The organism is Phenylobacterium sp. (genome assembly GCF_030679875.1).
In the GTDB taxonomy this organism is placed as follows: Bacteria; Pseudomonadota; Alphaproteobacteria; order Caulobacterales; family Caulobacteraceae; genus Phenylobacterium.
On the sequence record NZ_JAUXSP010000020.1, the window covers coordinates 1 to 12220 of the forward strand.

A 12220-nucleotide genomic window follows, 5' to 3' on the forward strand; every position below is an offset into this window, starting at 1 on the left:
ACCGCGCCGCCGCCGCCGCCCGCCAGCCCCACCCCGACACCGCCGGCGCCGCGGCCTCCAGCAGCGACGCCCCCCGCAAAAGCGCCCCCTGCAAAGACACCCCCAGCAAGGGCGCCGGTCAGCAAGGCCCCGGCGGCCAAGGCCCCCACACCGGCGCCGGCGCCGCCCCCTGCGGAGACTCCGCCCGCGTCGCCTGTGGTCGAGGAGCCGGTCTTTTGAGCCTGACCGCGACCCGGCTCGATCCCTGGCGCTGGCTCGGCGCCCCCATGCTCCAGTGCATGGCGGCCACGCTTCTGTTCAGTCTCCCCGTGCGGGTGTTCGGCTGGGGGCTGCCTGAGCCGATCTTCTGCATGGCGCCGGCCTTCGCCTGGGCGATGATCCGCCCGTCCATGGCGGCCCCTTTTGGCGTGCTGACCATGGGGCTGTTCCTGGATATCTTCTGGGGCGGACCGATGGGGCTCTGGGCCCTGTCGCTCCTGGTGGCCTACGGGACGGTGCTGGGCGCGCGGAACATGATGGTCGGCCAGAGCCGGCCGATGATGTGGATATGGTTCGCCGCGGCCTGTGCTGTGGCTCAGATGGTCGGTTTTCTGGTCACCCAGCTGGACGTCCGGGCGACGCCCAACCTGCTGGCCATGCTCTGGCAATTCCTCGCCACAATCCTGCTCTATCCATTTGCGCATCGGTTGATCGACAGGTTCGATGACGCCGATGTCCGGTTCCGTTAGGGGGCGACGGCGATGAGTGAGCCGTCCATCTTCTTCTCCGAGGTCAATGAGCGGCAGGGGGCCTTCCACCGCCGCAGCTTCCTGCTGGGCGGTTTCGCCGGGGCGGGCCTGCTGGCGCTCGGGGGGCGCCTGGCCCATCTGCAGATCCTGGAAGCCCAGCGCTATCAGAAGCTCTCAGCGTCCAACCAGTTCAACTTCCGTCTGGTGCCGCCGCCGCGCGGGCTGATCGTCGATCGCAATGGCGAGGTTCTAGCCACCAACCGTCCCAATTTCCGTCTGCTGGTGGTGAAGGACGGCGAGCACGAGCCTGGCGCCACACTCCAGACCCTGGCCCACTTCGTGCCCCTCGACGCGGCGCGTCAGGAACGACTGATGCGCGAGTTCGAACGCACGCCCAACCGCGTGCCGGTCTCGGTCATGGAGGACATGACCTGGGAGCAGTTCTCGGCGATCAATGTCCGCGCGCCGGAAATGCCCAATGTCACCGCCGACATGGGGGAGGTGCGGGTCTATCCCTATGGCGGCGCGTTCGCCCACGTCATCGGCTATGTGGCCAAGGTGAACCGCGAGGATCTCACCGACACGGGACCAAACTCCGAGGCCATCCTGCTGCATCCGGGTTTCCGGATCGGCCGCCAGGGGGTGGAGAAGGCCTTCGATCTGGATCTGCGTGGCCGAACGGGCGCGCGAAAGGTCGAGGTGGACGCCCGCGGTCGCGAGATCCGCAATGATCCCGACGGGGACATCCTGGCGGTGTCGGGCAAGACGGTCGAACTGACCCTGGATGTGGACATCCAGAACCGCGCCCTTGAGGTGATGGGGGATGAGAGCGGCGCCATCGTGGTGATGGACTGCCGGACCGGCGACCTCCTGTGCATGGTCTCGGCGCCCAGCTTTGACGCCAACCGCTTCGTGCGCGGCCTGTCGACGGCGGAGTACCGGGCCCTGGCGGACTATGAGCGCCGGCCCTTGCTCGACAAGGCCATGAGCGGCACCTACCCGCCGGGCTCGACCTTCAAGATGACCACCGCCCTGGCCGCGCTCAGCGCCGGGATCAATCCCGAGGAGCGGATACACTGCTCCGGGGGCTGGCGTTTCGGCGGACGGACCTGGCGCTGCTGGCGGCATGGGGGCCATGGCGCCCAGAACATGCACGACGCCATCAAGAATTCCTGTGACGTCTATTTCTACCAGGTCGCCCTGCGGATGGGCCCCGACCACATCGCCAGGGCGGCCAAGGCCCTCGGCTTCGGCCAGGCCTTCGACATTGGCATTCCGGGTCAACGCACAGGGGTTGTGGGATCGAGGGAGTGGAAGCGGACCCAGGTCAAGCGCGACCCTACCTGGCACCCCGGGGACTCCGTCAGCTATGGCATCGGCCAGGGCTACATCACCGCCAACGGCCTGCAGCTGGCGGTGATGACCGCCCGCCTGGCCAATGGGCGCAAGCAGCTCAATCCGCGCCTGATCAAGTCGGTGGGTGGGGTGGAGATGCCGCCTGGGGACGAGGTGCCCAATCTGCCCTTCTCCCAGGAGCACCTGGACTATGTGCGGGCCGGCATGATCTCGGTGGCCAATGACCGCAGCGGCACGGCCTTCCGCCAGAGTCAGCTTGGGCTCGGTGACGTGATGATGGCCGGCAAGACCGGCACGGCCCAGGTGCGCAGCTATGACGGCGTGGCCAACCGCGACAGCCGAAGTGTCCGGTGGGGACTGAAGGACCACAACCTCTATGTCGCCTTCGCGCCCATCGATGAGCCGCGATACGCGATCTCGGTGATCATCCAGCACGGCGGCCTGGGCGGCGCCACGGCCGCAGCGCCTCGGGCCCGGGAGGTCATGCGGGTGGCCCTGCTGAAAGACCCGGAAATCCGCGCCCGCATTGTCCGACCCATGCCCCTGCCTGATGTCACCGACCTGCCGCCGGTAGGCATGGCGCCGGACGGGGCTGTGGCGGCGCCGCCACCGCTTGAGCCGGGTGAACCCACATGACCATGAGCGCCCTGCGTCGTCCTGGCGAACGCGACCGCCTGGTGGTCAAGTTCACCCAGATCGACTGGACCTTCGCCATCGCGCTCTGCCTGCTGGCGGGGACCGGCGCCTTGATGATGTTCTCGGTGGCGGGCAGTTCCTGGGAGCCCTGGGCAGGTCCGCACCTGTTCCGGTTCGGCTTCTGCTTTGTCCTGATGATCGCGCTGGCCCTGTTCGACATCCGGGTCTGGTTCGCGCTCGCCTATCCCATCTACGGGCTGGGTCTGCTGCTGCTGGTGGCGGTTGAGCTGGTCGGCGACACCCGTATGGGCGCCACCCGCTGGCTGGACCTGGGCTTCATGAGCTTTCAGCCCTCTGAGGTCATGAAGGTGGGGATCGTCCTGGCCCTGGCCCGTTTCTATCACGGCATTTCGGCCGAGGATGCTCGCCTGTCCTGGCGGTTGATTGTTCCGGCCGCCATGATCGCCGCGCCCGTTGTGCTGGTGGCCCATCAGCCCGACCTGGGTACGGCCATGCTGATCGCCCTGACCGGGGCGGCGGTGGTGGTGCTGGCGGGCCTGTCCTGGAAGGTCATTGGCGCCGCAGTGATCTCGTTCGTCGCCGCCGTGCCCATCATGGTGGTGTTTGTGCTGCATGAGTATCAGCGCAAGCGGGTGATGACCTTCCTCGACCCGGAGAGCGATCCCTCTGGCTCGGGATACCATATCCTGCAGTCCAAGATCGCCCTGGGCTCCGGCGGGTTCTTCGGCAAGGGCTATGGCCTGGGCTCGCAGAGCCAGCTCAATTTTCTGCCCGAAAAGCACACCGACTTCATCTTCGCCACCCTGGCCGAGGAGTTTGGCTTCCTGGGGTGCGCCCTGGTGCTGGCCCTGTTCGCGGCGGTGATCTTCATGGCCCTTCGCACCGCCTCCCTGGCTCACAGTCACTTCGGCAGACTGGCGGCGGCCGGGGTGACGGCGACCTTCACCCTCTATGTCTTGATCAACGGGGCCATGGTCATGGGCCTGGCGCCGGTGGTGGGCGTTCCCATGCCGCTGCTCTCTTATGGCGGCACGGTCATGCTGACCGTGATGATCGGCTGGGGGCTCGTGCAGTCGGTGCGGGTCCATCGCTACAGCGAGGTGACCAGCGGCAAGGGCGCCTTCGTCTGAGGCCGCTTTGCGCGGCGCCAAGAGCTAACGGGTGAGCGCCGCGTCCGTCGCCCGGACCAGGGCGTCGACCACACCAGGTTCGGTGGAGGCGTGGCCGGCGTCCCAGACCACGTCGAGCTTGGCCTCAGGCCAGGCCTGGCTGAGCCGCCAGGCGGCGTCCATCGGGGTGACGACGTCGAACCGCCCCTGGACGATCCAGCCGGGAATGCCGCGGATCTTGTCGATGTTCTTCAGGATCCAGCCGTCCTCGGGGAAGAAGCCGCGATTGACGAAGTAGTGGCATTCGATCCGCGCGAAGGCGATGGCGAAGTCCACCTCATTGAACTTCGAAGGCCGCGCTTCGGGGCCGCGGATGGAGATGGTGTCTCCCTCCCACTGACTCCAGGCCGTCGCCGCCTCGGCCTGCACCCGCCGGTCGGCGTGGGTCAGGCGCCGATGATAGGCGCCCATCAGATCGTGGCGCTCGGCCTCCGGAATCTGGGCCAGGAAGTGGGCCCAGGCGTCGGGGAACAGCATGGAGGCGCCGTCCTGGTAGAACCAGCGCAGCTCGCGCTCGGTCAGCAGGAAGACGCCGCGCAGCACCAGGCCTTCGACCCGGTCGGGATGGGTGATGGCGTAGGCCAGGGCGAGGGTCGAACCCCAGGAGCCGCCGAACACCGTCCACTTCTCGATCCCCAGCTTGACCCGAAGCCGTTCGATGTCGGCGATCAGGGTCCAGGTGGTGTTGTGCTCCAGCCGCGCATTGGGATGGGAGCGCCCGCAACCCCGCTGGTCGAACAGGGCCATGCGCCACTTCGCGGGGTCAAAGAACCGTCGCATGGTGGGATTGATCGCCCCGCCAGGCCCGCCGTGCAGGATCAGGCAGGGCTTGCCGTCGGGGTTCCCGCACTCCTCGTAATAGACCTCGTGCTCGCTCTCGGTGGCGAGCCAGCCATGGGCGAACGGCTCGTTCTCGGAGAACAGCCCGCGACGTTGGGCGGGGGATGAGACGGCGGCGGAGGGGGAGGGGCGATCCATGTGCGTATTTACGCTGGGAAACGCCGCCGCATCCAGTCGAGGATGTGGGTGTTCACCGCCTCCGGCTGCTCCTGCTGCGTCCAGTGCCCGGACTCGGTCACCAGCACCTTCTCAAGGTCAGAAATGTGATCGCCCATCTTGTCGGCCATGGAGGGCGGCAGGACGGCGTCCTTCTCGGCCATGATCATCAGGCAGGGCAGGCCGTCGATGCGGGTGGGAAGCTCAGCCCCCCGCTCCCAGTTGCGGGTGAAGTTACGGTACCAGTTGATTGGGCCGGTGAAACCGCTGTGTTCGAACAGGGCCACATAGACCGCCATCTCCTCGTCGCTGAGGAACTGGCTCTTGTCGGTGGCCGGGTCGAAAGCCGCCAGGCCCGCGGCGAAGGCGAAGCTTGAGCCGCCCTTCTTCGTCTCGCTGGAGGCGCGCAGGGCGGCGGGCTTGCGCAGGAAGAAGCGCATGGTCTTTTCGACGTCAGCGGCCAGGACCTGATCAGGCTCGTTCGGGGTCTGGAACCAGACGATGTACATGTCCGGACCATAGACCTGGCGGAACAGCTCGATGGGCTCAGCCCGGTAGCGGGGCTGGTATGGCGTGTTGAGGCCGATGATCCCGGCGCAGCGGTCGGGATGCATCAACGGCATCTGCCAGACCACGAAGCCCCCCCAGTCGTGACCGACGAACACCGCCTTTTCGAGGCCCAGGTGGTCGAGGAGGGCCACCAGGTCGGCGGTCAGGTGCTCCATGTCGTAGTCGGCCACAGCCTCAGGGCCTGAGGTCAGCCCATAGCCGCGCTGGTCCGGCGCGATCACGTGGTAGCCGGCGGCGGCGAGGACCGGGATCTGATGGCGCCAGGAAAAGGCGGTTTCGGGAAAGCCGTGACAGAGAACAATGGCTGGCCCGTCCTTGGGGCCGGCCTCGTAATAGGCCATCTCAATCCCGTTGATCGGGGCGGTCTGCACCGGCGGCATCATCGCGCTCAGGGCGGTGGGAAGGGCGGGGGCCATGGGCTGCTCCAGTCAGGTCCTGGGCGGTAACTGGGGGGATATGGCGGCGGACGCAAGCGTGTGGGCTTCCACCACCGGGGCTGTGGGGTAGATAGGGGCATGAGCAGACCTGCCGCCGCCGCGCCTACCCCCTGGGGCCTCGTGATCCTGCTGGGGGCGCTCACCGCGTTCGCGCCCATGTCCATCGACATGTATCTGCCGAGCCTGCCGCAGATCGGCCAGACCCTGGGGGCCAGCGCCGCCCAGACCCAGGCGACGGTGGCGGCGTTTTTCGCCGGCATGGCGATCGGCCAGTTCATCTACGGCCCGGCCTCGGACCGGTTTGGCCGCCGGGGGCCCATCCTGGCCGGGATCGCCGTCTATGTGGCGGCCACCGTGGCCTGCGCGCTGGCCACGGGTCCCGACATGCTGATCGCCGCCCGTTTCGTCCAGGCCCTGGGGGGCTGCGCCGGCGGGGTCGTGGCCCGGGCCATTGTCCGCGACCGGTTCGACCACACCGAGACGGCCCGGATGTTGTCTCTGCTGATGCTGATCATGGGGATCGCCCCGATTGTCGCGCCGCTCCTGGGGGGCGTGATCCTGCAGCTCGCCGGCTGGCGGGCGATCTTCTGGGTGCTGGTGGCGTTCGGCCTGATCGTCGGAGCGTTCGCGCTGTTTCGCCTGGAAGAAAGCCGCTCAGAGGCCACCGCCGCCCAGGCCCGGGCGGAAAACCCGTTCTCCGCCTTCGCAGCCCTGCTGCGTCAGCGTCGGCTGGTGGGCTACGCCCTGGCCGGGGCGCTCAACGGGGCGACCCTGTTCACCTATATCGCCGCCTCGCCGGTGCTGCTGATCGAGGTCTATGGAATCTCGCCAGCCAATTTTGGCTGGGTCTTCGGCCTCAACGCCGCGGGCGTGATCGGGGCCAGCCAGGTCAATCGCTACCTGCTGAGATATGCAGGGCCCGACCAGGTGCTGGCCCGCGCCAGCCAGATCGCCGTGGGCCTTGGCCTGCTGCTGGCCCTGGCGGCGGTGACGGGGATTGGCGAGCGCTGGAGCGTGCTGCCGCTGCTGTTCCTGATCCTGGCCACCTATGGATTCATCCAGGGCAACACCATGGCCGGGGCGCTGAGCGTCGATCCCAGCCGGTCAGGCTCGGTCTCGGCCCTGATGGGTGGGGCCTCCTTCGGGGTCGGGGCGGTGGCCGCCAGCCTGACGGGCCTGGCCTATGACGGCACGCCGGGGCCCATGGGGATCGCCATGGCCCTGGCGCTGGCCGGCTCGGCCCTCGCCCTGCGCGGTCTGGCCCTGCCCAACCGAAGCTAGGTTGTCGGCTTCAGCCGGAAGGCGGCGACCGCCAGCACCAGCCAGCCGATCAGGAACATCAGCCCGCCGATCGGAGTCACCGCCCCCAGGATCGGTGGCCCGCCCAGCGCCATGGCCGTGAGCGTCCCGCAAAAAATCGCCCCGCCGCCCAGAAAGAAGGGCGGCGCGATCCGCGCCAGCCAGCCGCCCCGAGCCGCCACATGGCCTGCGGCGAAGACCGCCAGGCTGTGGACCATCAGATAGGTGGCGCCGGTGTCCATCCAGGCCTTGGCCTGGGGATCACTCACCCCGTGCGCGCCAAAGGCGCCGATCGCGACGGCCAGGAAACCTCCCAGGCCGGCCAGTCCCAGCCAGATCCGATCGATGCTCATGAGATGTTCCTGCGGTATGACTTGGGTTCGGTGGCGTGAGGCTGGAATAGTCCCGCGCCACGGCCTTGGCGAATCTGACGCCGGTGCGAGGAGACAGATCATGGGCTGGCGAAACAGCGGTCTTGCGGCGACGGCGATCATCCTGGCGATCGGGGGGGCGGCCAAGGCCGACAGCGGCAGTTTCGGCGACTGGGCCGTGGTCTGCGACAATGTCCGCAACTGCGCCGCCATGGGTTTTGGCGAACTCGGCGAGACGGGCGGCGCGGCGCTTCTTCAGTTGAGCCGAGATGCGGCGCCCGATGCGCCGCCCAGGATCACCCTGATCACCGCCGGGACCGAGGCCGCCAGCCTACGCCTGGCGGTGGACGGCGCAGCGCCATCCGGTCTCGCAGCCGTGCCGGCCACGCCCATGGAGAGTGACCCCGAGCGCCGGCTCACCGAATTGACTCCGGCCCAGACCCGGGAACTGCTGGCGGTGCTGGTGAACGGGCGGACGCTGACCCTGGTGGAGGGCCAGAACCCTGCGGCCGTCATTTCCCTGAGCGGTTCAAGCGCGGCCCTGCGTTTCGTCGATGACCGACAGAAGCGGGCCGGGACCAGCAGCGCCCTGGTGGCGAAGGGCCCGCGCCCGGCTTCGGCGGTTCCCGCTCCGCCCCAACCGCCGGTGGTCAAGGCTGCGGCGGCCGTTGGCCAGACCCGCCTGCCGCGGGCGCCGTCCCCGGCGCTACAGGCGCAGCTGCGGGACTGTGACGACGACATTTTTGATCTGGGGATCGAGCCGGAGATCGCCCGGCTGGTCCAGGGCAAGCTCTTCTGGGGGGTGGTCTGCTCCCGGGGCGCCTACAACGTCATCTACCGGCTGTTCCTGACCAATGAGGCTGGCGGCGAGGCGCGCCCCCTGGAGCTGACCTATCCGAGCGGCGAAACCACCTCGGAGCTGATGAACATCAGTTTCGATCCCGAGGCCCAGACCCTGACCAATTTCGACAAGGGCCGGGGTCTGGGCGATTGCGGGGCCGTGACCCGCTGGGTCTGGACCGGCGAGGCGTTCGCCGCCCAGCATCAGATCCTGATGCCCGAGTGCCAGGGCGTCCTGCCGGACTATTGGCCGGTCAGCTACCAGTCACGCTAGACTCAGATTAGAGCCTGCGGGGCGTCAATCGCCCCGCAGGCTTGCCCCATGCCCTCGCTGCCCTTGCGTCTGGGCCTGTTCTACTCGGCCATCTTCGTGGGCACCGGCGCCAGCGCGCCCTACATCCCCATCTGGTTCGCCCGTCAGGGTCTGGCGGGGGCGGAGATCGGCCTGATCCTGTCGGCGCCGATGATGGCCCGGATGATCACCGCCCCGGCCATCGGGGTCTGGGCCGACAGTTTTTCCCTGCGCCGAACGCCCCTGATCCTCATGGGCGCCCTGGCGACCGTCGCCTACGTCCTGATGGCGGCGCCGTTCGGCTTCTGGTGGTGGTTCGCCGTCTGGTTCGTGGCCGCCTCGGCGATCTCGACGGTCTCGCCGCTGACCGATGTGATCGTCCTGGCCCGGGCCCGGCGGAACGGCTTCAACTATGGCTGGCCCCGGGGCATCGGCTCGGCGGCCTTCATCCTCGCCAATGTGGTGATGGGGCTGCTGCTGGTGCAGGGGCCCGCCGATCTGGTCCTGGCCTGGATCGTCGTGGCCGCCCTCCTGACCGCGCTCGGCGCCCGCTACCTGCTGCCCCCCGACCCGGTGCGGGAGGAGGGCGGCCGCATCGCCCTGGCTGACCGGCTGTCGGGCCTGGGCGGCCTGGTGCGGGACGGGGGCTTCATGCTGGCGGTGGTCTCGGTGGGGCTGATCCAGTCCGCCCACGCCTTCTATTATGGCTTCTCGGCCCTGGTCTGGAAGGCGCAGGGCATCCCTGAAAGCCTCACCGGTGTGCTCTGGGGGTTCGGGGTCGCCGTGGAGATCGGCTTCCTCTGGTTCATGGAGCCGTGGCGGCGCGCCATCGGCCCCCGGCGGCTGCTGGTGATCGGCGGCGCGGCGGCTGTGGTGCGCTGGGGGGCCCTGGCCCTGTCGCCGCCGCTTTGGCTGCTGTTTCCGATTCAGGCCCTGCATGCGCTGAGCTTCGCCGCCACCTTCATGGCCTCGCTGCAACTGGTGGAGCGGCTGTCGACCCCGGCCAACGCCTCCTCGGCCCAGACCATGAACTCGGCCTTTTCCGGCGGCCTGCTGATCGGCCTGGCGACCATCGTCTCCGGCGGCCTCTATGACGCGGTGGGGGCCTATGGCTATTTCGCCATGGCCGCCATGTCGGCCCTGGGCCTGGCCGGCGCCCTGCGGCTCTATGGCGTCAGGCGGCTGGACGGCTGAGGTCGGCGCAGAAGGCGGCGGCCGCTGCGCACACCGCCTGGCGGATCTGAGCCAGGTCGAAGGCGGCGGCGTCTGCGCACTCGCGAGCCTGGGGCACATGCAGGAAGCCGACATGAGCCGCCGCCTGCGTATGCAGCAGCCGGTAGAGGGTGAAGTTGCACAGATAATCGCCGGCGTCCTGCGACAGGGTGACAGGCAGGCCCTCGGTCTCGAGCGCCGAGGCCATGGCCTGGCAGGGCGCGGTCGAGGCGATCGCGTCCTCGCCGGTCTCGGCCACGCAGGCTGAACCCCAGACGCGGCCGGCCTGGTCGGGGCGCTGTGAGCTGGCGACATTTCGGCCCAAGGTCTCGACCCGGAACGCCTCGGCCTCCACCGCCACCCCGACCACGAGAATGCCGTCCGCCGGACGACTTTGAACCGCGCGCAGGATCGTCTCGGCCGCCCCCTGCCATTGGACGGGCAGGGTCAGATAGTCGACCTCGGCCCCGGTCGGCGCCCAGGCCTCACGGGCCAGGGTGGCGATGACGGCGGCGGACGGATTGAGCGGGGCGGCGGGAAAGCTGCCGAAGCCGCAGAGGAGCAGGCGAGGGGAGGTCATGGAGCCAATATAGACCAGGCGCCCTTGAATGCCCCAGGGGCGCCCGCCGAAACTGACGCAAACATCGGAGTTGAAGATCATGCGCGCACTGCAAGCCGCCGAGCCCTGGGGCCCAGACCATCTGACGATCATCGAAGCGCCGGAGCCCAAGCCCGGCCCCGGTGAGGTTCTGGTGCGGATGAAGGCGGTGTCCCTGAACTACCGCGACCTCCTGATGATCAATGGCATGTACAGCCGCGGCTCGGCCGGCGGGGGTTCGGTGACGCCGTTTTCCGACGGCTGCGGGGTGATCGAGGCCGTCGGCGAGGGCGTGACCCGGGTCAAGGTCGGTGACCGGGTGGCGACGATGTTCTTCCAGGGCTGGCTGTCAGGTCCCCCGACGTTGGAGAAGGCGATGACGGCGCTCGGCTCGCCTATCCCCGGCGCTGGCCGCGAGCTGGCGGTGTTCAGTCAGGAGGGGGTGTCCAAGGTTCCGGACTTTCTCACCGACCAGCAGGTGGCGACCCTGCCGTGCGCGGCCCTGACCGCCTGGCGGGCCCTGTTCGAGGACGCCGACCTGTCACCGGGCGACACGGTGGTGTTGCAGGGCACGGGCGGGGTGTCGATCTTCGGCCTGCAGTTCGCCAAGGCCGCAGGGCTGCGCGCGCTCATCACCTCGTCCTCGGACGAGAAGCTGGCCCGGGCCAAGGCCCTGGGCGCCGACCACCTGGTGAATTATCGCGAGGTTCCCGAATGGTCCAAGCCCGTGCGCGAGGCGACCGGCGGGGTTGGCGCGGACTTCATCATGGAGGTGGGCGGCCAGGGCACCATCGACCAGAGCCTGAAGGCCATCCGCATCGGCGGCCATATCGCCATCATCGGGGTGGTGGCCCAGGGCGGGGCGGGCATCAACCCGGCCGTGCTGATTGGCAATGCGGCGAAGATGCAGGGCGTGTTCGTAGGCTCGCGGGACATGTTCGAGGCCATGTGCAAGGCCATCGAGCTGCACCAGATTCAGCCCGTGGTGGACAAGGTCTTCCCGTGGACCGAGGCGAAATCAGCCTTCGCCGCCATGGCCGGCGGCGAGCACTTCGGCAAGATCGTCCTGGAGTTCTAAAGGCGCGCGGCGGCCGGCGGTGACGCCGGCCGCCTGGCCGTCAGAAGATCAGCTTGCGCACGGTCAGGCGGACCGTGCGGCCGACCGGATCGAGCAGGTCGGGCTGGTAGGTGATCGGGATGGCGCCGTCGCCGGTGCGCACCTCCTGGCGATTGTCGAAGAGGTTGTCGATGGACAGGGTCGCCCGGGCGCCGCGCATCCAGGGATAGTCCCGCGCCCAGCGCTGACGGCCGGGATCGGCGAACAGGCGCAGATTGATCGTGGCGAAGTCGGAGAATTCCAAATCCCCGTCGGGCGTGCTGCCGGAGATGCTGGTGGCGCTCTGCCAGTTGGCGTTCATGGAGACCCCGAGACCGGACTTCGAATAGTTGGTCTGCAGCTCCAGCTGATGGCGCGGCGACCCGCCGCCTGACCCCAGGGCCGCTCCGTCCAGCAGGTCGAGCTTGGGCAGGCCTGAGGCGATCTGCACCTCATCGCGCAGGGCCAGCGTATGATAGAGCCCGACCTGGAAGACGCCGCTGCGGGGTCCACCGCCACCGCCGAACCCGCCTCCGCCTCCGCCTGGGCCGCCTGGGCCGCCGCGTCCGCCTGGACCGCCGCGTCCGCCCATGGGCGGA

11 protein-coding genes and 1 pseudogene are annotated in these 12220 nt (G+C 68.7%); 7 read left to right on the plus strand and 5 right to left on the minus strand.

Annotated features, from left to right (window positions below; genetic code table 11):
- The first annotated feature begins 215 nt into the window (after positions 1 to 215).
- Genes Q8K84_RS13410 through rodA form a run of 3 tightly spaced genes read left to right on the plus strand, consistent with a single transcriptional unit; the run spans position 216 to position 3871 of the window.
- The gene (locus Q8K84_RS13410; protein ID WP_305283208.1) at positions 216 to 728 is read left to right on the plus strand and encodes a hypothetical protein; all 513 of its coding nucleotides are present in this window, start codon (positions 216 to 218) and stop codon (positions 726 to 728) included.
- Between the two features lie 12 nt (positions 729 to 740).
- Positions 741 to 2720 carry a penicillin-binding protein 2 gene (gene mrdA / locus Q8K84_RS13415; protein WP_305283197.1) on the plus strand — a complete coding sequence of 660 codons (1980 nt, stop codon included), beginning with the start codon at positions 741 to 743 and terminating at the stop codon, positions 2718 to 2720.
- Entirely contained in the window at positions 2717 to 3871 is a 1155-nt protein-coding gene (gene rodA / locus Q8K84_RS13420; protein ID WP_305283198.1) for a rod shape-determining protein RodA, read from the plus strand. The genes mrdA and rodA overlap by 4 nt, the downstream gene beginning before the upstream one ends.
- Positions 3872 to 3895: 24 nt before the next feature.
- On the opposite strand, the gene pip is transcribed toward rodA, so the two are convergent.
- Both pip and Q8K84_RS13430 read right to left on the minus strand, forming a co-directional pair.
- Positions 3896 to 4888, minus strand: a complete 993-nt coding sequence (gene pip, locus Q8K84_RS13425; protein WP_305283199.1) for a prolyl aminopeptidase — start codon at positions 4886 to 4888, stop codon at positions 3896 to 3898.
- A gap of 8 nt (positions 4889 to 4896) precedes the next feature.
- Positions 4897 to 5892 carry an alpha/beta fold hydrolase gene (locus tag Q8K84_RS13430; RefSeq protein WP_305283200.1) on the minus strand — a complete coding sequence of 332 codons (996 nt, stop codon included), beginning with the start codon at positions 5890 to 5892 and terminating at the stop codon, positions 4897 to 4899.
- A gap of 99 nt (positions 5893 to 5991) precedes the next feature.
- Here Q8K84_RS13430 and Q8K84_RS13435 point away from each other — a divergent pair, with 99 nt between their 5' ends.
- Positions 5992 to 7194: a multidrug effflux MFS transporter gene (locus Q8K84_RS13435; protein ID WP_305283201.1), complete on the plus strand. Its 1203-nt coding sequence runs from the start codon at positions 5992 to 5994 to the stop codon at positions 7192 to 7194.
- Here Q8K84_RS13435 and Q8K84_RS13440 read toward each other — a convergent pair.
- A complete protein-coding gene (locus tag Q8K84_RS13440) occupies positions 7191 to 7565 on the minus strand; it encodes a DUF423 domain-containing protein (RefSeq protein ID WP_305283202.1) in 375 nt (124 codons plus the stop codon). The genes Q8K84_RS13435 and Q8K84_RS13440 overlap by 4 nt on opposite strands.
- A 100-nt stretch (positions 7566 to 7665) precedes the next feature.
- On the opposite strand from Q8K84_RS13440, the gene Q8K84_RS13445 reads away from it, so the two are divergent.
- Together Q8K84_RS13445 and Q8K84_RS13450 are read left to right on the plus strand one after the other, a co-directional pair.
- Complete coding sequence (locus Q8K84_RS13445; protein ID WP_305283203.1) at positions 7666 to 8697, plus strand: DUF1176 domain-containing protein; 1032 nt, start codon at positions 7666 to 7668, stop codon at positions 8695 to 8697.
- Positions 8698 to 8745: 48 nt separating this feature from the next.
- Complete coding sequence (locus tag Q8K84_RS13450; protein WP_305283204.1) at positions 8746 to 9909, plus strand: MFS transporter; 1164 nt, start codon at positions 8746 to 8748, stop codon at positions 9907 to 9909.
- Here Q8K84_RS13450 and Q8K84_RS13455 read toward each other — a convergent pair.
- Positions 9890 to 10588 (minus strand): hypothetical protein, encoded by a 699-nt coding sequence (locus tag Q8K84_RS13455; protein WP_305283205.1) that lies wholly within the window; start codon positions 10586 to 10588, stop codon positions 9890 to 9892. The genes Q8K84_RS13450 and Q8K84_RS13455 overlap by 20 nt on opposite strands.
- On the opposite strand from Q8K84_RS13455, the gene Q8K84_RS13460 reads away from it, so the two are divergent.
- Positions 10587 to 11603, plus strand: coding sequence for an NAD(P)-dependent alcohol dehydrogenase (locus tag Q8K84_RS13460; RefSeq protein WP_305283206.1), 1017 nt, complete (start codon positions 10587 to 10589; stop codon positions 11601 to 11603). The genes Q8K84_RS13455 and Q8K84_RS13460 overlap by 2 nt on opposite strands.
- A 40-nt stretch (positions 11604 to 11643) precedes the next feature.
- Here Q8K84_RS13460 and Q8K84_RS13465 read toward each other — a convergent pair.
- A pseudogene (locus tag Q8K84_RS13465) lies at positions 11644 to 12220 on the minus strand (TonB-dependent receptor); the annotation flags it as partial.